Below are 18454 nucleotides of genomic sequence, written 5' to 3'. Positions count from 1 at the left end.
CGCGGACATGTCGCAGACGCTGTGGGTCGTGGTGCTGTTCGTCGCAGCCATGGCAGCTTTGCCCTGGCTGGTGCGACGCATCCAGCAGCGGCAGGCTGGTGCAGGCTTGGCGCCGGGTGCAACGGCCAGAGTTCTGTCTGCGGTGGCCGTAGGGCCGCAGCAGCGCGTGGTGACTGTGGAGGTGGGGCCAGAGCATGCCCGCATCCAGATGGTGCTGGGTGTGACTGCGCAGCACATCACTTGCCTGCATGTTCTACAAGATGCGAGTGTTGCACCGCCGCGTGCTGATTTTTCTCAGGAAATGCAGAAACACCATTCTGCCCTTGCTGCTCACAGCGCCCTGGATGTAGGGAGTGCGCCCCCATGACAGCGGGAGTGCTCCAATACAGGTCTGCCGCTTTCTCTTGGACTGCCAGGCTACTGGTGCCCAGTTTTTTCTTGCTGGCCGTTCACTCGCCTGCGTTGGCGCAAGCGGCCGGTTCGTTACCGGTACTAGTGGGTTCCGGGAGCAATGGCACGAGCTTCTCCGTGCCTATTCAGACCTTGCTGTTCTTTACGGCGTTGTCTTTTTTGCCCGCCATTTTGTTGATGATGACCGGGTTCACGCGCATTGTCATCGTGCTTTCGCTGATGCGGCAGGCGATTGGCACGCAGTCGGCGCCTCCCAATCAGGTCATCATCGGTCTATCGCTTTTTCTGACCCTGTTTGTCATGGGGCCGACCCTGGACAAGGTGTACCAGGATGCCTATCTGCCGTACACCACTAATGCCATCAGTTTCGAGCAGGCGATTGAGAAGGCTGAAGCCCCTATGCGGCAATTCATGCTCAAGCAGACGCGGCAGTCCGATTTTGCGTTGTTTGCCCGGCTGGCGCGGCTGGAGGCCTCGGTGACCGCGGAGACTGCGCCTTTGCGGGTTGTGGTGCCTGCGTTTGTCACCAGCGAGCTCAAGTCGGCATTCCAGATCGGGTTCATGATCTTTATTCCCTTTCTGGTGATCGATATGGTGGTGTCCAGCATCTTGATGTCGCTGGGCATGATGATGCTGTCTCCCGTTTTGGTGGCTCTGCCGTTCAAGTTGATGCTATTCGTCCTTGCTGACGGATGGAATTTGCTCATCGGGTCCCTGGCCGCCAGTTTTGTGACGTGAAGGAGCCGCCATGACATCACAAATGGTTTTGACCATTGGGAGTGAGGCGTTAACGCTTTTGTTGATGATTGCGATGCCTGTTCTTGGCGTGGTGATGGCGGTGGGCTTGCTGGTCAGCATCTTTCAGGCAGTGACGCAAATCCATGAGGCGACGCTGGCTTTCGTTCCCAAGCTGATTGCCGCCATGGTGGTCTTTGCAATCGCAGGTCCGTGGATGGTGAGCACGCTGGTGGATTACATACGGCGCACCATTGAGTCCATCCCGTCAATGATTGCTTAAGCGTTTTAGTCATACTGTGATCACGTTTTCTGAATCGCAGTTGGTCGCTTGGCTATCGCCTATTCTGTGGCCCTTTTTACGGATTTTGGCCGTGTTTTCGGTGGCGCCTTTGTTTTCTCTGCGCGCTATCCCCATGCGCGCCAAGATTGGGCTCGCGTTTTTCGTCGCACTGTGCGCGCAGGCGGCGCTGGTAGATCAGCCCGTTATTTCCTTGAACGGTCCTGAAGCATTCGGCGCGGTTGCACAACAGGTTGCCGTAGGCTTGGCCATTGGCTTTGCGGTCCGGTTGGTGTTTGCTTCCGTCGAGCTTGCGGGGGAAGTCATTGGCTTGCAGATGGGTTTGAACTTTGCTTCCTTTTTCGATCCAGCCAGCAATGCCCAGGTCAGTGCTGTGGCGCGGTTTTTTGGAAACATGGCCATGCTCTTGTTTGTGGTGATCAACGGCCATTTGATGGTGTTGATGGCCGTGGTCAAGAGCTTCGACCGTTTTCCTGTTGATGGAAACGCCTTGCATGGGCTGGCCCAGATGCGGCTGTATGAAATGGGGGGGGCATTATTTTCCAGCGCGCTGTGGATTGCCCTACCCATGGTCGCCTTGTTGCTGTTCGTCAACTTGACGCTGGGCATCATTTCACGAGTGGCACCGCAAATGAATATCTATGCGGTGGGTTTTCCTGTCACGCTGACGGTGGGGCTGTTGGGCATTGCTGCCACGCTACCGATGCTGGAACAGCCGGTATTGACGCTCATGCAGCAGGCCATCGACCTATTTGCTGCGCAGCGCTAAAGTGTTTTAAACGAGCTGATTGCGGATGGCGTAAACCGTTAATTCCGCATTGTTGTTCAGCTTGAGCTTTTCTAGCACCCGGGCACGGTAGACGCTGACGGTTTTAGGGCTCAGCATCAACTCATCAGCGATCTCGGATAGACGCTTGCCCGAGGCGATTTTGAGAAGCGTCTGGAGTTCCCGCTCCGAAAGCGCTGCATGGGGGACTTCCTGCTCGGGTTGAGAAACACTATCGGCCAGCATTTGGGCCACTTCCGGCGTGAGGTATTTGCGGCCCTGTGAGATGGTGCGGACCGCATCGATGAGGGCGACCGGATCGCTAGCCTTGCTGGCATAGCCTTGGGCCCCTGCACGCAGACAGCGCACGGCATATTGATCTTCCGGGTTCATAGAGACCACCAGTACCTTGATCGATGAATCCGTCTCGCGCAGACTTGCCAAGACTTCAAGGCCATTGCGGCCAGGCATGTTCAGGTCCAGAAGCAACACATCACATTCAGCCGTGCGTAGCACTTCGCGTAATTCGGGGTAGCTTCCTGCTTCTCCAGTAATTGCAATGTCGGGCGCCTCGGTCAATGTGTCCCGGATGCCTCGCCGTACCACAGCGTGGTCATCGCACAGTACCACCCTGATCATGGTGTGTTGTCCTTTTCAGACGGCGGGCGCAGAGGCACCGATAGGATGATCGAAGTGCCCTGTCCGCTAAGGCTACTGATGTCTAGCCAGCCGTCGACTGTTTTGGCACGCTCGCGCAGACCCGTCAGGCCGAAGGACTTGGGTTTTGTGAGTGCGCCGTCTTCCAGTCCACGTCCGTCGTCACTGATCTCCAGCGTAAAAACGCCCCCGGTGTCCGCCATGTCGATGTGAATGGTTTGGGCTTGTGCGTATTTGGATGCGTTGGTCAGCGCTTCTTGTGCCGTGCGATAGGCTACCAGTTGAACCTCCGGAGGAAGATGGATCACCGTGGCATTAGAGCGTACCTGTGTTGCTACGCCGCTACGCCGCTCAAACCCACTAGCCAACCACTGCACTGCGGCAACCAATCCCTGGTCCAGAACAGGCGGGCGCAGATTCATCATGATGCGTTGGCTTGCCCCCAGCGCATGTTGCAGCATGTTCGTAGCGGCTTGCGCATGCTCACAGACCTCGGTTTGCTGAGCGTGGCGACCAATCCAGGCAAGATCAAACAATATGGCGGTCAGTGACCCACCAATGTCGTCATGAATTTCCCGTGAAATGGCTGCACGCTCTTGCTCGATGGAGCTTTGTAGGTGTTCGGTCAGTTCAGCCAGGCGTTGTTGCGAGTGGGCCAGTTCTTGCACTGCCTGCTCTCGCGCAATGCGTGCTTCGTGTACTTCGCGTGCACGCTCAATCACATGGGGAAGCCGGGCGATTTCGTCCTTCAGAACATAGTCTGCAATCCCCAGGCGCATGGCATCTACTGCGGCGGCTTCACCAATGGCCCCGGACAGAAGAATGAAGGGTGGATGCCCCGGTTGCCCGGAAATCAGTGCCCAGGCATCCAATGCCGTAAAGCCCGGCAAGTTGTAGTCCGCCAAAACCACATCAAAGGATTCTTGGCCGAGGCTGTCCCGAAATCCCTCCAGCGTGTCCACCCGGTGCAGGGTATGCCCCAAACCGGCGCGGCGTAAAGTCAAGCGGGCCAGTTCGTGATCCGCAGTCGAGTCCTCAAGATGCAGGATGCGCAATGGCAGGCTATTGGAGTGGGGTGCCATGGGAGCGGCTATCATAGGATACAAATTGGAACAATCAAGGGGTGCTTGTCCTGTAGGTCGGTCTCTTGTTCTGCGGTTGAATGACGCAAAGCTCAGGGAGTGTGCGAGATGTTTATTGTTCTTGAGCGTACGACGTTATCTGGGATTCGTGTATCTTGTCGCTATCTGCGTCAGGGGAGAAGCGATGCAATCAATGCAAACAGGATCTGATGGGCCCGGGGTTCGTCTGCCGGTGATGGTGGCTGCAGAATTGCAGGATTCATTGCTGGTCGTGATGCATGATTTGCACCGCCTGGAGGGCCTGCTCAGCCACGCCACGGACAATCTGCTTGAGCGGTTCGGGGAGGCCAACGAGTCTTTGACGGACTCCGTCGTTGGCGACTCCCCCGAGTTGGCCGCAGCGCGAACAGCGTTGCGCAGCGCCGTGACAGAGCTGCAGTTCCAGGACATGGCATCGCAGCTGATCTGGCATACCACCAAGGTACTGCAAAGCTGTGCTTTTCGGCTTGCCGCGGAATCCATGGGCTCCGAGGACGGCGAAGAAGCAGCGCCTTTTGCGGAAATGGCCCCTGATCGCCCCAATCCAGTGACGCAAAGTGAGATGGATGCTGGATCCATCGACCTGTTCTAGTGCGATCAGAATCCTGATCTAATCAATAAATTGAAGCCTGTTGGAGTTCTAAATGCAATCGATCCTTGCCGTTGATGACTCTCCGTCCATGCGGAAGATGGTGTCTTTTACCCTCTCGGGTGCGGGCTACCATGTAGTCGAGGCGGTAGATGGTCAAGATGCGCTTGAAAAGGCCCAGAACCACGCCATAGACCTTGTTCTGGCAGACCAGAACATGCCGCGTCTGGATGGCATCGGGTTGACCCGTAAGCTGCGCGAAGACCCCAAGTTCAAAACCATACCCATTCTTATCCTGACAACGGAATCCAGCGATCAGATGAAGCAGGCAGGACGTGCAGCCGGGGCCACTGGGTGGTTGGTAAAGCCATTTGATCCCAATCGATTGATCGAAGTGATCAAAAAAGTGATCCGTTAGATCCATTGTTGACCATACAGCAAGTACACAGGAGCGCCATATGGGTGAAACCTATCAAGAAGGATCCGGATCGGGTGCAGACTTTGACCTGACCCAGTTCTATCAGATTTTTTTTGAGGAAGCGAGTGAAAACCTGGATCAGATGGAGAGCATGCTTCTCGATCTTGATCTGGAGAAGGCGGATGATGAAGAGCTCAACGGTATTTTCCGTTGCGCGCACTCCATCAAGGGCGGTGCAGCGACTTTTGGCTTCTCTGATGTGGCGGAATTGACGCACCAGATGGAGTCGTTGCTCGACAAGTTGCGGCGCCATGAGTTGCAGCCTGTTCCGCAGATGGTGGATGTGCTGCTGGAGTCCGCTGACGCCTCGCGCAATCTGCTGGCGCGGCACCAGTCGGGAGCGCAGGATGAACCCCCTTCCTCCGCTGATCTCGTGCGCCGTATCAGCGAGTTGGCGGCAGGAGGCGTTCCTGTGCAGAGTGCTGCTGTCGCGGCGCCCGTGGCGCCCAGCGCGCCCCCACCGCCGCCCGCGCCCGTTGTTCAGGCTGCGCCCAGTGCGCCGTCAACAGCCCAGGGGCCGCGCAGCCTGCAGGTGCGTATTGGACCTCTGGAGCGCATAGACCAGGCCGATGCCATCAAGGAGTTGTTCCGCGATATTCCCGGGCTGGGCACGATTGCGGATCTGCCCTCTGGAGACGGTGCAACAAGGTTTTTTGCGGTGGAAACATCGTCATCTGACAGTGACTTGCTGGATCTGTTTGCGTTTCACGTGGCAAAGGAGCAGGTGCACATTGCGACAGTGTCGGCGGCACCAGACGATGAGTTGCTAGAGGTGGCTGCAGTCCCCGCATCTGCGGAGGAGGCTTATGGGTTTTTCGATAATTCACCGGGTATGCCTGCCGGCAACGCCATGGCGGCTGTGCAAGCCATCGAGCCTTCTTCGGCCGTTACCCGCATAGCGCCCAAACCTGCAGGTGACACCAAAGGTGGAAGCCAGGCGCAGGTGGAGTCCACCACCATTCGAGTGGCCGTCAACAAGGTCGATCAGCTGATCAATCTGGTGGGCGAGTTGGTCATTACCCAGGCCATGCTGGCGCAGAACAGCCTGGGACTGGACTCGGCTGTGCACCAGCAGCTGCTGGCCGGGCTGGCCGATCTGGACCGCAATACGCGCGATTTGCAGGAATCGGTCATGTCCATCCGGATGATTCCGATGTCCATCGTGTTCAGCCGTTTCCCACGCATGCTGCGCGACCTGGCCAACAAGCTGGGTAAAAAGGTTGAATTGGTGACGTTGGGCGAGGCCACTGAGCTCGATAAGGGACTGGTGGAAAAGATCACAGACCCTCTCACCCATCTGGTGCGCAACAGCGGCGACCATGGCATCGAACTGCCTGCCGAGCGTTTGGCCAACGGCAAGCCTGAGCACGGAACCATTACGCTTTCTGCCTCGCACCAAGGCGGTTCTATCGTCATCGAGGTGAAAGATGATGGAAAGGGCTTGTCACGCCAAAAAATCCTGAGCAAAGCGCGCGAGCGTGGCATTGATGTCTCGGATCAGATGAGTGACGCTGATGTTTGGCAACTCATTTTTGCTCCGGGTTTTTCAACAGCCGATGTGGTGACCGATGTGTCAGGCCGAGGTGTTGGAATGGACGTCGTGAAGCGCAATATCGCAGCGCTCAATGGCTCGGTCGAGATTGATTCATCGGAGGGATATGGCACCAAGGTTTCGGTGCGGCTTCCTTTGACTTTGGCCATCATGGACGGGATGTCCGTCGGTGTCGGGGAAGAGGTATACATCCTGCCCTTGTCCTCGGTGGTGGAGTCATTCCAAGTGAACGCCAGTGATGTGAATACTGTCGCTCAAGGCTCCCAGTTGGTCAAGGTTCGTGATGAATACATGCCCGTCATAGGGCTGGAGCGCATTTTTGAAGTGCCGCGTTTCGATCTCGAAAAATCCAGCACCATCATGGTGGTGGTAGAAGCCGATGGCAACCGGGTGGCCTTGCTGGTGGATGAGTTGTTGGGACAGCACCAGGTGGTGGTCAAAAACCTCGAATCCAACTACCGTAAAGTGCCTAACGTTTCGGGCGCGACTATTCTGGGCGACGGCAGAGTGGCCCTGATTCTTGATATTGGTGGCTTGGTGCGCAGAGCGCGCCATTAAACGCGCAAGCCTCACCATCGACCCCACCACTGCAACGTAAGGAGAATTCACATGAGCGTGATTGGCAAAGCAGCAGAAACAGTGTCATCGGGTGCCCGGGAATACCTGACGTTCCGGCTGGACCAGGAAGAATACGGAATCGATATCCTCAAGGTCCAGGAAATCAGAGGCTACGAGCCGCCCACCCGGATCGCGCATGCTCCTGAGTTCATCAAAGGGGTGGTCAATCTCCGGGGGACCATTATTCCCATCGTGGACATGCGCTTGAAGTTCAATTGCTCGCAGGCAGAGTACAACGACTTCACCGTGGTCATCATCCTGAACCTGCGCAATCGCGTCGTGGGCATCGTGGTGGACTCCGTGAGCGATGTCATGGAATTGGCTCCCGACAATATCCGGGCGGCTCCGGATATCGAAAGCGTGATCGAGAACGATTGCATTCTCGGTCTGGGCTCGGTGGGCGAGCGTATGCTGATTTTGCTGGATATCGAGAAACTGATGTCCAGCGTCGATATGGGACTGGTAGCTGCTGGCGGATGATTGCCATGGCCTGAGAAGGCTGTGCAGCGAAGCAATGCGACGGGGCTGCGCTTGCTTCCGTTGCGGGTGTTTCGGGTCATTGAGTTCATCAAAACTGCTCCAGGAAATTTCATGCTTCGCAACCCCCATTCCGATCTGGCAGACCGTGCCGAACGTGGCAGCGCCACGCGGGCCGCTGCAGGAGGAGGGGGGAATGGCCCTTTGGCGCAGGGACGCGAGTTTGTCTGGACGGATGCTGACTTTTCCCGCGTGCAAGCGCTGATTTACCAGCGTGCTGGCATCAATCTGCATGAGGGCAAGCACGCCATGGTGTACAGCCGTCTTTCACGCCGCTTGCGTGAGACGGGGCACACCAGTTTTAAGGACTACCTCGGGTGGCTGGAAACGCACGATGGTTCAGAGTGGCAGGAGTTCATCAACGCCCTCACCACGAATCTCACGGCGTTCTTCCGTGAACAACACCACTTTGAGATTTTTGCTTCACATCTGAAATCTAAACCGGCAGGAACGCCGTGGCGGGTATGGTGCAATGCTGCATCCACCGGTGAAGAGCCCTACTCGATTGTTATGACAGCCTTCGAGACCCTGGGGGCCAACGCAAACTTCAAACTCACCGCCAGTGATATTGATTCACGTGTGCTGGCAACGGCCGCCCAGGGCGTTTACAGGCTCGACAGCTTGAAGGGGCTGACGCAGGCGCATCTGCAGCGTTTCTTTATGAAAGGCAAGAGCGGTAACTCCGGCTTGGTTCGTGTCAAACCAGAGTTGATCAAGGCGATCGATTTCATCAGCGTGAATCTGATTCGTGACGATTGGCCTTTCAGAGACCCTTTTGATGTGGTTTTTTGTCGTAATGTGATGATTTATTTCGATGCGGCGACCCAGCGTCGGGTACTGGAGCGTATCCACAGGGTGCTTAAACCAGGGGGCATGCTTTTTGTCGGGCATGCGGAGAATTTCAGTGAATCTCGGGATTTGTTTACTTTGCGTGGGAAAACGGTGTACGAGCGTCGCTGACCCTCACAGGCTGTTATTTTTCTCAAACTCATGACCACATCAAAATCCGGTCCAACCGACTCGACTGCTTCATCCGCAGCGTCCAGAACCTCTGGAACTCCGGAACGACGGCGGGCACCACGGATTGCCCCGCTAGGGGCTGATGTTTATCCTGTCAATGCGGGAGTGGCGCCGGAATCATCGCTGCAGGAATTGAAGTCCAGATCCGTCAAGCCAGGGCAGGCCTCCTTTTTCTATTACGACCCCCACTTCCAATACAACGCCGTCAAGGTATTGCCCGGTGAATACTTCGTTTCCAACGAAAACCTGGTGATCATGACCGTGCTGGGTTCTTGCATCGCCGCATGCCTATGGGACAGCCGTGTGCGTGTGGGGGGAATGAACCATTTCATGCTGCCCGATGGTGATTCGATCGATGTCTCGGGGCGCTATGGCTCGTATGCCATGGAGTTGTTGATCAACGAAATGCTCAAGCTCGGTGCCCGGCGAGAAACCATGCAGGCCAAAATTTTTGGCGGGGCGCAGGTCATGCACAGCTTTACCACGATGAACGTGGGCGAGCGCAATACGCAGTTTGTTGTCAACTATCTGCACACCGAGCGTATTCCCGTGGTGTCGGAGGATGTGCTGGATATCTACCCGCGAAAAGTCGTTTTTTTCCCAGTGACGGGCAAAGCCATGGTCAAGCGTTTGGCGCATTCCCACCCCGAAGAACTCGTCGCGCAAGACAAGCGTGGCAATGCTGCGGTGGTCGCCAAGACGACGTCCGGTGGATCTGTTGATTTGTTTTGAATGTGAAGGTGGGCGATGGGTAAGAAGATCCGGGTGATTGTTGTCGATGACTCCGCGCTGGTGCGCAGTTTGCTCGCCGAGATCATCAACCGACAGCACGACATGGAATGCATTGGCACGGCCAATGACCCCTTGATTGCGCGCGAAATGATTCGGGAACTGGACCCCGATGTCATCACCCTGGACGTTGAAATGCCGCGCATGGATGGCATCGACTTCCTCGGCCGCCTGATGCGTTTGCGGCCGATGCCGGTGGTGATGATCTCGACATTGACCGAACGCGGTGCGGAAGTCACCTTGAAGGCGCTGGAACTAGGCGCTGTCGATTTTGTGGCCAAACCCCGGGTAGGCCTGAGCAGTGGCCTGAACGACTTGGCGGGGCACATTGTCGAAAAAATCCGCGTGGCAGCGGTCGCCAAGGTACGCCGTATCCAGCGCGATCCCTCGGCGCCTGGAACTGTCTCTCCTTCGCCCTTGCCTGCCGCCGGGCTGCTGGGGCGGCTTTCTACCGAAAAACTGATTTTCATTGGCGCATCAACCGGGGGCACTGAAGCCATCAAGGAAGTTCTGGTGCACTTGCCTGCGGACATGCCCGCCATTCTCATCACCCAGCATATGCCGCCGGGCTTTACGACCAGCTTTGCTGCCCGTCTGAACGGTTTGTGCCAGATCACGGTCAAAGAAGCGGTGCACGGGGAGCGCATTTTGCCGGGGCATGCGTACATTGCTCCCGGCGGAAAGCAATTCCATATCAGCCGCAGTGGCGCCAATTACGTTGCCGTCGTGGACGATGGTCCTGCCGTCAACCGCCATAAACCTTCTGTGGAGGTTTTGTTCAAGTCAGGCGCGGCCCTCGCAGGACGCAATGCCTTTGGCATCATGCTGACCGGAATGGGCAACGATGGCGCAGCTGCCATGCGTGAAATGAAGAATGCAGGCAGTTATAACTATGTGCAGGACGAAGCCAGCTGTATTGTGTTCGGCATGCCGCGTGAAGCCATTGCCCATGGCGCTGCCGATGAGGTTCTTCCCTTGGCACAGATAGCGCCCGCACTGGTTGCCAGGTTGCGTGGGGGTTCAGATCGTGTCCACCACCGCATCTAAGGATCAGTGGACTTGACGCCATACTCTGTCAAAAACAATAGCATATAACGTTTTTTGCACAATGGTTTCCAATGGAAAACGCATTGAAATCTAATAGATACAAGCGGTAGCAGCTATTCTTTTTGATGGTTTTGAGGGGCCTTACAACCGATAGCACACTACAGACCTACCTGGGGCAGGACTGTAGTGTGCCCAAATTGGTTCTGACGCAGTCATTCTGAAAGCTGTGACCACCGCTCCAGCGCATTCATCAATGCGGTTTCAATTTCTCCCTCGCGCACATGCAGCGCTGCAGCACGTGCACCATCACTGCTGTAAAGAGATCCGTCGGCAAGCGTCTCTTGTATCGACTTTTGCTCTTCTTCCAGAGCCGCAATATGACCAGGCAGTTGATCGAGCTCGCGTTGGTCCTTGTAGCTGAGTTTCTTTTTTGTCGGCGTTTCGCGCTTTTCCGGGGGGGAAATCTCGGCCGTTTTGTCGCTGCTCGCTAGTGCGACGGTCGACTGACTTGCCAAAGGTGCTGCGGCCGCGATCTCTCGGCTGCGCCGGGATTGCAGCAGCCAGTCCTGAACACTGCCTTCATATTCGCGCCAAAGCCCGTCGCCTTCAAAGGCAATGGTGCTGGTAACCACATTGTCCAGAAAAGTGCGGTCATGGCTGACCAGGAAGACCGTTCCGTCATAGGTCTGCAGCAACTCTTCGAGTAGGTCGAGTGTTTCGATGTCCAGATCATTCGTCGGCTCGTCGAGCACCAGCACATTGGCAGGCCGTGCAAAAAGCCGCGCAAGCAAAAGCCGGTTGCGCTCTCCGCCAGACAGCGACCGCACAGGCGAATGCGCGCGGGCGGGAGAAAAAAGAAAATCGCCGAGGTAGCTCTTGACGTGCTTGCGTTGCTTGCCAATTTCTATCCATTCACTGCCCGGGCTGATGAAATCCTCCAGGGTGGCGTCAAGATCAATGGCATGGCGCATCTGGTCAAAATAGGCCACCTCCAGATTGGCACCCTGGCGAATCCGCCCGCTATCGGCCTGCAACTCGCCCAAAATGAGTTTGAGCAATGTTGTCTTGCCGGCGCCGTTCGGGCCGATCAGGCCAACCTTGTCGCCACGAAGAATCGTGCCGGTGAAGTTGCGGACGATGGTCTTGTCGCCAAAGGACTTGGAGACACCCTCCAGTTCAGCGACGATCTTTCCGCTGGGCGCTCCGGCGGCCAGGTCCATCTTCACGCTGCCCAAGGTTTCACGACGGGCTGCCCGATGAGAGCGCAAGTCTTCAAGCCGTGAAATACGGCTTTGGCTGCGCGTGCGGCGTGCCTCGACCCCTTTGCGAATCCAGATTTCTTCTTGAGCCAGCAGTTTGTCTGCCTTGGCCGAAATGGTCTCCTCTTGGGCCAATTGATCCTGCTTTTGCACAAGATATTGCGCGAAGTTGCCCGGATAGGAGCGCAACTGCCCCCGATCCAACTCAACGATGCGTGTGGCCACGCGATCTAGAAAAGTTCGATCGTGGGAAATAGTCACCACGCTGCCCGGAAAATCCACGAGCAACTCCTCAAGCCATTCAATGGAATCGAGGTCCAGGTGGTTGGTCGGCTCGTCCAGCAACAACACGTCCGGGCGGGTGACCAGGGCCTGGGCCAAGGCAACGCGCTTTTTTGTGCCGCCAGATAAGTCTCCAACGCGCCCGAGAGGATCTAGATGTAGTCGCTGCAAGGTCTCCTCCACGCGCTGCTCCCAGTTCCATGCGTCATAGGCTTCGATCTGGGTTTGCAGCGCATCGAGATCCAACCCTTCCGCACCAGACAAGTACTGGTCGCGCAACGCGATGACTTTGGACAGGCCCTGCGAAGTCGCTTCAAAAACCGTCGCAGTAGGATCGAGCTCAGGTTCTTGTGCGACGTAAGCAATGCGCACGCCCTGCTGAACGTGGCGCGCCCCATCGTCAAAATGTGCAAGCCCCCCCAGTATTTTTAGCAGGGAGGACTTCCCGGCGCCATTTCTGCCGATCAGGCCGATGCGCTCGCCAGTCTCCAGCGAAAAAGTAGCGTGGTCGAGCAAGGCCACATGCCCGAAGGCGAGTTGAGCGTTTAGTAGAGTAATCAATGCCATAGCGCCCATTATCAGGGCCATGACATAAATATTTCGTACTGAAGTCGGATTCCTCTTCGCCCTGTGCTACAGTCGAGGGCTTCGCTGCACAGAAGTTCTTCCTAGGAAGAGCGACTGAGCCGATGTGGTCTGGGGGCTGAAGAGCCTGGGCTGAGATTGTTGAGAGGGGCGGATAAAAAATCTTCGGTTTTGCGTGGTGGGGAGTAAAAACCCGGTATACAATGCAAGGCTTCGCTGAACGGAAGTGCTGCTTGCGGTGCTGATGGGAAGTGAAAAGATGCAGGGGGTTGAAAGACCCCTTGTGTTGACAGGAAATAAAAAAACCTGTTATAATTTGAGGCTCTGCTGATCGCGGCGGAGTTGGCAAAAACAAAGATGCAAATCTGGTTTTTGCGGGAACATTAAAAATATACAGCCGATAAGCGTGGGCGTTTGAAGCGAATTGCGAAGTTCTTTTGGAACTGAAGTCGCAAGACTTTAAACGCTCATGGAGATAGAAGTGAAGTTCACTTCAATTCCGTTTTTATGAGTGAAGTCGGAAGACTTTAAATTTATCAAGATCGAACTGTAGAGTTTGATCCTGGCTCAGATTGAACGCTGGCGGCATGCCTTACACATGCAAGTCGAACGGTAACAGCACTTTGGTGGCTGACGAGTGGCGGACGGGTGAGTAATACATCGGAACGTGCCCGATCGTGGGGGATAACTACTCGAAAGAGTGGCTAATACCGCATACGATCTACGGATGAAAGCGGGGGATCGCAAGACCTCGCGCGGACGGAGCGGCCGATGGCAGATTAGGTAGTTGGTGGGATAAAAGCTTACCAAGCCGACGATCTGTAGCTGGTCTGAGAGGACGACCAGCCACACTGGGACTGAGACACGGCCCAGACTCCTACGGGAGGCAGCAGTGGGGAATTTTGGACAATGGGGGAAACCCTGATCCAGCCATGCCGCGTGCAGGATGAAGGCCTTCGGGTTGTAAACTGCTTTTGTACGGAACGAAAAGACTCTTTCTAATACAGAGGGTCCATGACGGTACCGTAAGAATAAGCACCGGCTAACTACGTGCCAGCAGCCGCGGTAATACGTAGGGTGCAAGCGTTAATCGGAATTACTGGGCGTAAAGCGTGCGCAGGCGGTTATATAAGACAGATGTGAAATCCCCGGGCTCAACCTGGGAACTGCATTAGTGACTGTATAGCTGGAGTGCGGCAGAGGGGGATGGAATTCCGCGTGTAGCAGTGAAATGCGTAGATATGCGGAGGAACACCGATGGCGAAGGCAATCCCCTGGGCCTGCACTGACGCTCATGCACGAAAGCGTGGGGAGCAAACAGGATTAGATACCCTGGTAGTCCACGCCCTAAACGATGTCAACTGGTTGTTGGGAATTTACTTTCTCAGTAACGAAGCTAACGCGTGAAGTTGACCGCCTGGGGAGTACGGCCGCAAGGTTAAAACTCAAAGGAATTGACGGGGACCCGCACAAGCGGTGGATGATGTGGTTTAATTCGATGCAACGCGAAAAACCTTACCCACCTTTGACATGTATGGAAGATCGCAGAGACGCGATTGTGCTTGAAAGAGAGCCATAACACAGGTGCTGCATGGCTGTCGTCAGCTCGTGTCGTGAGATGTTGGGTTAAGTCCCGCAACGAGCGCAACCCTTGCCATTAGTTGCTACATTTAGTTGGGCACTCTAATGGGACTGCCGGTGACAAACCGGAGGAAGGTGGGGATGACGTCAAGTCCTCATGGCCCTTATAGGTGGGGCTACACACGTCATACAATGGCTGGTACAAAGGGTTGCCAACCCGCGAGGGGGAGCTAATCCCATAAAGCCAGTCGTAGTCCGGATCGTAGTCTGCAACTCGACTACGTGAAGTCGGAATCGCTAGTAATCGTGGATCAGAATGTCACGGTGAATACGTTCCCGGGTCTTGTACACACCGCCCGTCACACCATGGGAGCGGGTCTCGCCAGAAGTAGTTAGCCTAACCGCAAGGAGGGCGATTACCACGGCGGGGTTCGTGACTGGGGTGAAGTCGTAACAAGGTAGCCGTATCGGAAGGTGCGGCTGGATCACCTCCTTTCTGGAAAACTGCAGTTCTAATTGAACGCCCACACTTATCGGTTGTTGGAAAAAGTCGCTGCAAGCGCATATGTGAAAGCATGTGAGTGAGTAGAGGCAGGCCTGGGTCTGTAGCTCAGTTGGTTAGAGCACCGTCTTGATAAGGCGGGGGTCGGTGGTTCGAGACCACCCAGACCCACCAAGTGCTGCGGGCGACACGTGAGAAGACAATGCGGTTCCTGGGGGATTAGCTCAGCTGGGAGAGCACCTGCTTTGCAAGCAGGGGGTCGTCGGTTCGATCCCGTCATCCTCCACCAACATCCAAAGTTGCACAAGGCAGTGCAGCAAATCAACACCAAAGCAGCTTTGCAAAAGGCTGTTTTGTTGTTGATCGAGATAGTTCGATCAATCGGCTGTTCTTTAAAAATTCATAGAGTCGAATCAGCGTTGCTGATGGAAAGCATCGAAAGATGCACCGTGCCATCAGCAACATGAAATTTGATTGCGTCAACACGAATGAAACTTTGTTTTATTCAAGTAATGACGAATTGTTCTCTAGGTAGCAATACCGAAGAAACATTCATATTACGGCATAACGCGCAAGGTGAAAGACCTTGCAAGTCCTTGAAAAATTAGATGGAGATGTTTCGCAAGAGACGTCAAAGTTATAGGGTCAAGTGACTAAGAGCATGTGGTGGATGCCTTGGCGATGATAGGCGACGAAAGACGTGATAGCCTGCGAAAAGCTTCGGGGAGCTGGCAAATAAGCTTTGATCCGGAGATATCTGAATGGGGAAACCCACCCTTAGGGGTATCGCAACCTGAATACATAGGGTTGCGAGGCGAACCGGGTGAACTGAAACATCTCAGTAGCTCGAGGAAAAGACATCAACCGAGATTCCGAAAGTAGTGGCGAGCGAAATCGGAGAAGCCGTGCAGTGATAGCACGACGGTTAGCAAAATGGGATGGAAAGCCCAGCCATAGCAGGTGATAGCCCTGTATGCGAAAACCGACGTGTGGTACTAGGCTGCAGACAAGTAGGGCGGGGCACGAGAAACCCTGTCTGAATATGGGGGGACCATCCTCCAAGGCTAAATACTCATCATCGACCGATAGTGAACCAGTACCGTGAGGGAAAGGCGAAAAGAACCCCGGGAGGGGAGTGAAATAGATCCTGAAACCGCATGCTTACAAAAAGTAGGAGCCTCGAAAGGGGTGACTGCGTACCTTTTGTATAATGGGTCAGCGACTTACATTCAGTGGCAAGGTTAACCGAATAGGGAAGCCGTAGAGAAATCGAGTCCGAATAGGGCGAACATAGTCGCTGGGTGTAGACCCGAAACCAAGTGATCTATCCATGGCCAGGATGAAGGTGCCGTAACAGGTACTGGAGGTCCGAACCGACTAATGTTGCAAAATTAGCGGATGAGCTGTGGATAGGGGCGAAAGGCTAAACAAACTTGGAAATAGCTGGTTCTCTCCGAAAACTATTTAGGTAGTGCCTCAAGTATTACCGTCGGGGGTAGAGCACTGTTTAGGCTAGGGGGTCATGGCGACTTACCAAACCTATGCAAACTCCGAATACCGACGAGTACAGCTTGGGAGACAGAGCACCGGGTGCTAACGTCCGGACTCAAGAGGGAAACAACCCAGACCGCCAGCTAAGGTCCCTAAAATTGGCTAAGTGGGAAACGAAGTGGGAAGGCTAAAACAGTCAGGATGTTGGCTTAGAAGCAGCCATCATTTAAAGAAAGCGTAATAGCTCACTGATCGAGTCGTCCTGCGCGGAAGATGTAACGGGGCTAAGCCAGTTACCGAAGCTGCGGATGTGCAATTTATTGCACGTGGTAGGAGAGCGTTCTGTAAGCCTGTGAAGGTGCCTGGTAATGGGTGCTGGAGGTATCAGAAGTGCGAATGCTGACATGAGTAGCGTTAAAGGGGGTGAAAAGCCCCCTCGCCGTAAGCGCAAGGTTTTCTACGCAACGTTCATCGGCGTAGAGTGAGTCGGCCCCTAAGGCGAGGCAGAGATGCGTAGCTGATGGGAAACAGGTCAATATTCCTGTACCGATCAATAGTGCGATGTGGGGACGGAGAAGGTTAGCTCAGCCAACTGTTGGATATGTTGGTTCAAGCCTGTAGTCGTGCCCGGTAGGCAAATCCGCCGGGCTTAGATGAGGGGTGATAACGAGTCTGCTTGCAGACGAAGTGAGTGATACCCTGCTTCCAGGAAAAGCCACTAAGCTTCAGCTATTGACGACCGTACCGCAAACCGACACTGGTGCGCGAGATGAGTATTCTAAGGCGCTTGAGAGAACTCAGGAGAAGGAACTCGGCAAATTGATACCGTAACTTCGGGAGAAGGTATGCCCCAAGTAGGTGAACCTGTACAAGGCGAGCCCAAAGGGGTTGCAAAAAATCGGTGGCTGCGACTGTTTACTAAAAACACAGCACTCTGCAAACACGAAAGTGGACGTATAGGGTGTGACGCCTGCCCGGTGCTGGAAGATTAAATGATGGGGTGCAAGCTCTTGATTGAAGTCCCAGTAAACGGCGGCCGTAACTATAACGGTCCTAAGGTAGCGAAATTCCTTGTCGGGTAAGTTCCGACCTGCACGAATGGCGTAACGATGGCCACACTGTCTCCTCCTGAGACTCAGCGAAGTTGAAATGTTTGTGATGATGCAATCTCCCCGCGGAAAGACGGAAAGACCCCATGAACCTTTACTGTAGCTTTGTATTGGACTTTGAACGGATCTGTGTAGGATAGGTGGGAGGCTTTGAAGCCAGGACGCTAGTTCTGGTGGAGCCAACGTTGAAATACCACCCTGGTGCGTTTGAGGTTCTAACCTAGATCCATTATCTGGATCGGGGACAGTGCATGGTAGGCAGTTTGACTGGGGCGGTCTCCTCCCAAAGCGTAACGGAGGAGTTCGAAGGTACGCTAGTTACGGTCGGACATCGTGACGATAGTGCAATGGCATAAGCGTGCTTAACTGCGAGACTGACAAGTCGAGCAGATGCGAAAGCAGGACATAGTGATCCGGTGGTTCTGTATGGAAGGGCCATCGCTCAACGGATAAAAGGTACTCTGGGGATAACAGGCTGATACCGCCCAAGAGTTCATATCGACGGCGGTGTTTGGCACCTCGATGTCGGCTCATCTCATCCTGGGGCTGTAGCCGGTCCCAAGGGTATGGCTGTTCGCCATTTAAAGAGGTACGTGAGCTGGGTTTAAAACGTCGTGAGACAGTTTGGTCCCTATCTTCCGTGGGCGCTGCAGATTTGAGGAAGCCTGCTCCTAGTACGAGAGGACCGGAGTGGACACACCTCTGGTGTACCGGTTGTCACGCCAGTGGCATCGCCGGGTAGCTAAGTGTGGAAGAGATAACCGCTGAAAGCATCTAAGCGGGAAACTCGTTTCAAGATGAGATCTGCCGGGGGCTTGACCCCCCTAAAGAGTCGTTCTAGACCAGGACGTTGATAGGCTGGGTGTGGAAGTGCAGCAATGCATTAAGCTAACCAGTACTAATTGCTCGTGCGGCTTGACCCTATAACTTTGATCTCTCCAGATCAGGGATGTTATGCCAAGTTGTCGCAATCAAAATATAAGCTGATTCCAAACTCTATGAATTCGCCAGGCAGTCCTCAAAA

Annotated in this window: 14 protein-coding genes, 2 tRNA genes and 2 rRNA genes; 15 read left to right on the top strand and 3 right to left on the bottom strand. The window is 54.9% G+C overall.

What is annotated here, in order from left to right; translation table 11 throughout:
- Positions 1-7 precede the first annotated feature (7 nt).
- Genes C8D04_RS11030 through fliR form a run of 4 tightly spaced genes read left to right on the top strand, consistent with a single transcriptional unit; the run spans position 8 to position 2216 of the window.
- Complete coding sequence (locus C8D04_RS11030) at positions 8-367, top strand: flagellar biosynthetic protein FliO (RefSeq protein ID WP_116004889.1); 360 nt, start codon at positions 8-10, stop codon at positions 365-367.
- The gene (gene fliP / locus C8D04_RS11025; RefSeq protein ID WP_233521157.1) at positions 364-1149 is read left to right on the top strand and encodes a flagellar type III secretion system pore protein FliP; all 786 of its coding nucleotides are present in this window, start codon (positions 364-366) and stop codon (positions 1147-1149) included. Before C8D04_RS11030 ends, fliP begins: the two co-directional genes overlap by 4 nt.
- 10 nt (positions 1150-1159) lie before the next feature.
- Complete coding sequence (fliQ, locus tag C8D04_RS11020; protein ID WP_116004888.1) at positions 1160-1429, top strand: flagellar biosynthesis protein FliQ; 270 nt, start codon at positions 1160-1162, stop codon at positions 1427-1429.
- Between the two features lie 16 nt (positions 1430-1445).
- Positions 1446-2216, top strand: coding sequence for a flagellar biosynthetic protein FliR (gene fliR, locus C8D04_RS11015; protein WP_116004887.1), 771 nt, complete (start codon positions 1446-1448; stop codon positions 2214-2216).
- A 6-nt stretch (positions 2217-2222) separates the two neighbouring features.
- Here the strand turns inward: fliR and C8D04_RS11010 are convergent, their stop codons facing one another.
- Both C8D04_RS11010 and C8D04_RS11005 read right to left on the bottom strand, forming a co-directional pair.
- Positions 2223-2852: a response regulator transcription factor gene (locus C8D04_RS11010; protein WP_116004886.1), complete on the bottom strand. Its 630-nt coding sequence runs from the start codon at positions 2850-2852 to the stop codon at positions 2223-2225.
- Positions 2849-3952, bottom strand: coding sequence for a histidine kinase (locus C8D04_RS11005; RefSeq protein ID WP_116004885.1), 1104 nt, complete (start codon positions 3950-3952; stop codon positions 2849-2851). The genes C8D04_RS11010 and C8D04_RS11005 overlap by 4 nt, the downstream gene beginning before the upstream one ends.
- 184 nt (positions 3953-4136) lie before the next feature.
- On the opposite strand from C8D04_RS11005, the gene C8D04_RS11000 reads away from it, so the two are divergent.
- From C8D04_RS11000 to C8D04_RS10970, 7 genes are all read left to right on the top strand, one after another.
- On the top strand, positions 4137-4583 hold the full coding sequence (locus C8D04_RS11000; RefSeq protein WP_116004884.1) for a hypothetical protein: 447 nt from the start codon (positions 4137-4139) through the stop codon (positions 4581-4583).
- 52 nt (positions 4584-4635) lie between these two features.
- Complete coding sequence (locus C8D04_RS10995; RefSeq protein ID WP_116004883.1) at positions 4636-4998, top strand: response regulator; 363 nt, start codon at positions 4636-4638, stop codon at positions 4996-4998.
- A gap of 40 nt (positions 4999-5038) precedes the next feature.
- The gene (locus tag C8D04_RS10990; RefSeq protein WP_116004882.1) at positions 5039-7168 is read left to right on the top strand and encodes a chemotaxis protein CheW; all 2130 of its coding nucleotides are present in this window, start codon (positions 5039-5041) and stop codon (positions 7166-7168) included.
- A 51-nt stretch (positions 7169-7219) separates the two neighbouring features.
- On the top strand, positions 7220-7708 hold the full coding sequence (locus C8D04_RS10985; RefSeq protein ID WP_116004881.1) for a chemotaxis protein CheW: 489 nt from the start codon (positions 7220-7222) through the stop codon (positions 7706-7708).
- A gap of 111 nt (positions 7709-7819) precedes the next feature.
- Complete coding sequence (locus C8D04_RS10980) at positions 7820-8725, top strand: CheR family methyltransferase (RefSeq protein ID WP_116004880.1); 906 nt, start codon at positions 7820-7822, stop codon at positions 8723-8725.
- A 30-nt stretch (positions 8726-8755) separates the two neighbouring features.
- Positions 8756-9517 carry a chemoreceptor glutamine deamidase CheD gene (gene cheD / locus C8D04_RS10975; RefSeq protein WP_116004879.1) on the top strand — a complete coding sequence of 254 codons (762 nt, stop codon included), beginning with the start codon at positions 8756-8758 and terminating at the stop codon, positions 9515-9517.
- Between the two features lie 15 nt (positions 9518-9532).
- Positions 9533-10621, top strand: a complete 1089-nt coding sequence (locus C8D04_RS10970; protein ID WP_116004878.1) for a chemotaxis response regulator protein-glutamate methylesterase — start codon at positions 9533-9535, stop codon at positions 10619-10621.
- Between the two features lie 212 nt (positions 10622-10833).
- Here the strand turns inward: C8D04_RS10970 and C8D04_RS10965 are convergent, their stop codons facing one another.
- Positions 10834-12729, bottom strand: a complete 1896-nt coding sequence (locus tag C8D04_RS10965; RefSeq protein ID WP_116004877.1) for an ATP-binding cassette domain-containing protein — start codon at positions 12727-12729, stop codon at positions 10834-10836.
- Positions 12730-13291: 562 nt separating this feature from the next.
- Between C8D04_RS10965 and C8D04_RS10960 the strand changes: the two genes are divergently transcribed.
- The 4 genes from C8D04_RS10960 to C8D04_RS10945 all read left to right on the top strand — a co-directional run bounded on the left by C8D04_RS10960 (position 13292) and on the right by C8D04_RS10945 (position 18353).
- Positions 13292-14824: ribosomal RNA gene (locus C8D04_RS10960) — 16S ribosomal RNA — on the top strand.
- 103 nt (positions 14825-14927) lie between these two features.
- Positions 14928-15004 (top strand) — tRNA-Ile (locus tag C8D04_RS10955).
- 39 nt (positions 15005-15043) lie between these two features.
- A tRNA-Ala gene (locus C8D04_RS10950) sits at positions 15044-15119 on the top strand.
- A gap of 354 nt (positions 15120-15473) precedes the next feature.
- Positions 15474-18353: ribosomal RNA gene (locus C8D04_RS10945) — 23S ribosomal RNA — on the top strand.
- The 16S and 23S rRNA genes sit together here with 2 tRNA genes alongside, the layout of an rRNA operon.
- Positions 18354-18454: the final 101 nt, after the last annotated feature.

Source organism: Simplicispira sp. 125 (assembly GCF_003096555.1).
Classification (GTDB): Bacteria; Pseudomonadota; Gammaproteobacteria; order Burkholderiales; family Burkholderiaceae_C; genus Simplicispira.
Note: the sequence above shows the minus strand (reverse complement) of the source record. Positions and strands in the feature narration are given on the sequence as shown.

What these genes read in the sequence shown, in the direction of transcription:
- C8D04_RS11030 (WP_116004889.1), top strand. Translation starts at nt 8, where the DNA reads ATGTCGCAGACGCTGTGGGTCGTGGTGCTGTTCGTCGCAGCCATGGCA.
- C8D04_RS11000 (WP_116004884.1), top strand. Translation starts at nt 4,137, where the DNA reads ATGCAATCAATGCAAACAGGATCTGATGGGCCCGGGGTTCGTCTGCCG.
- C8D04_RS10970 (WP_116004878.1), top strand. Translation starts at nt 9,533, where the DNA reads ATGGGTAAGAAGATCCGGGTGATTGTTGTCGATGACTCCGCGCTGGTG.
- fliQ (WP_116004888.1), top strand. Translation starts at nt 1,160, where the DNA reads ATGACATCACAAATGGTTTTGACCATTGGGAGTGAGGCGTTAACGCTT.
- C8D04_RS11005 (WP_116004885.1), bottom strand. Translation starts at nt 3,952, where the DNA reads ATGGCACCCCACTCCAATAGCCTGCCATTGCGCATCCTGCATCTTGAG.
- cheD (WP_116004879.1), top strand. Translation starts at nt 8,756, where the DNA reads ATGACCACATCAAAATCCGGTCCAACCGACTCGACTGCTTCATCCGCA.
- C8D04_RS10995 (WP_116004883.1), top strand. Translation starts at nt 4,636, where the DNA reads ATGCAATCGATCCTTGCCGTTGATGACTCTCCGTCCATGCGGAAGATG.
- C8D04_RS10990 (WP_116004882.1), top strand. Translation starts at nt 5,039, where the DNA reads ATGGGTGAAACCTATCAAGAAGGATCCGGATCGGGTGCAGACTTTGAC.
- fliP (WP_233521157.1), top strand. Translation starts at nt 364, where the DNA reads ATGACAGCGGGAGTGCTCCAATACAGGTCTGCCGCTTTCTCTTGGACT.
- C8D04_RS10985 (WP_116004881.1), top strand. Translation starts at nt 7,220, where the DNA reads ATGAGCGTGATTGGCAAAGCAGCAGAAACAGTGTCATCGGGTGCCCGG.
- C8D04_RS10980 (WP_116004880.1), top strand. Translation starts at nt 7,820, where the DNA reads ATGCTTCGCAACCCCCATTCCGATCTGGCAGACCGTGCCGAACGTGGC.
- C8D04_RS11010 (WP_116004886.1), bottom strand. Translation starts at nt 2,852, where the DNA reads ATGATCAGGGTGGTACTGTGCGATGACCACGCTGTGGTACGGCGAGGC.
- C8D04_RS10965 (WP_116004877.1), bottom strand. Translation starts at nt 12,729, where the DNA reads ATGGCATTGATTACTCTACTAAACGCTCAACTCGCCTTCGGGCATGTG.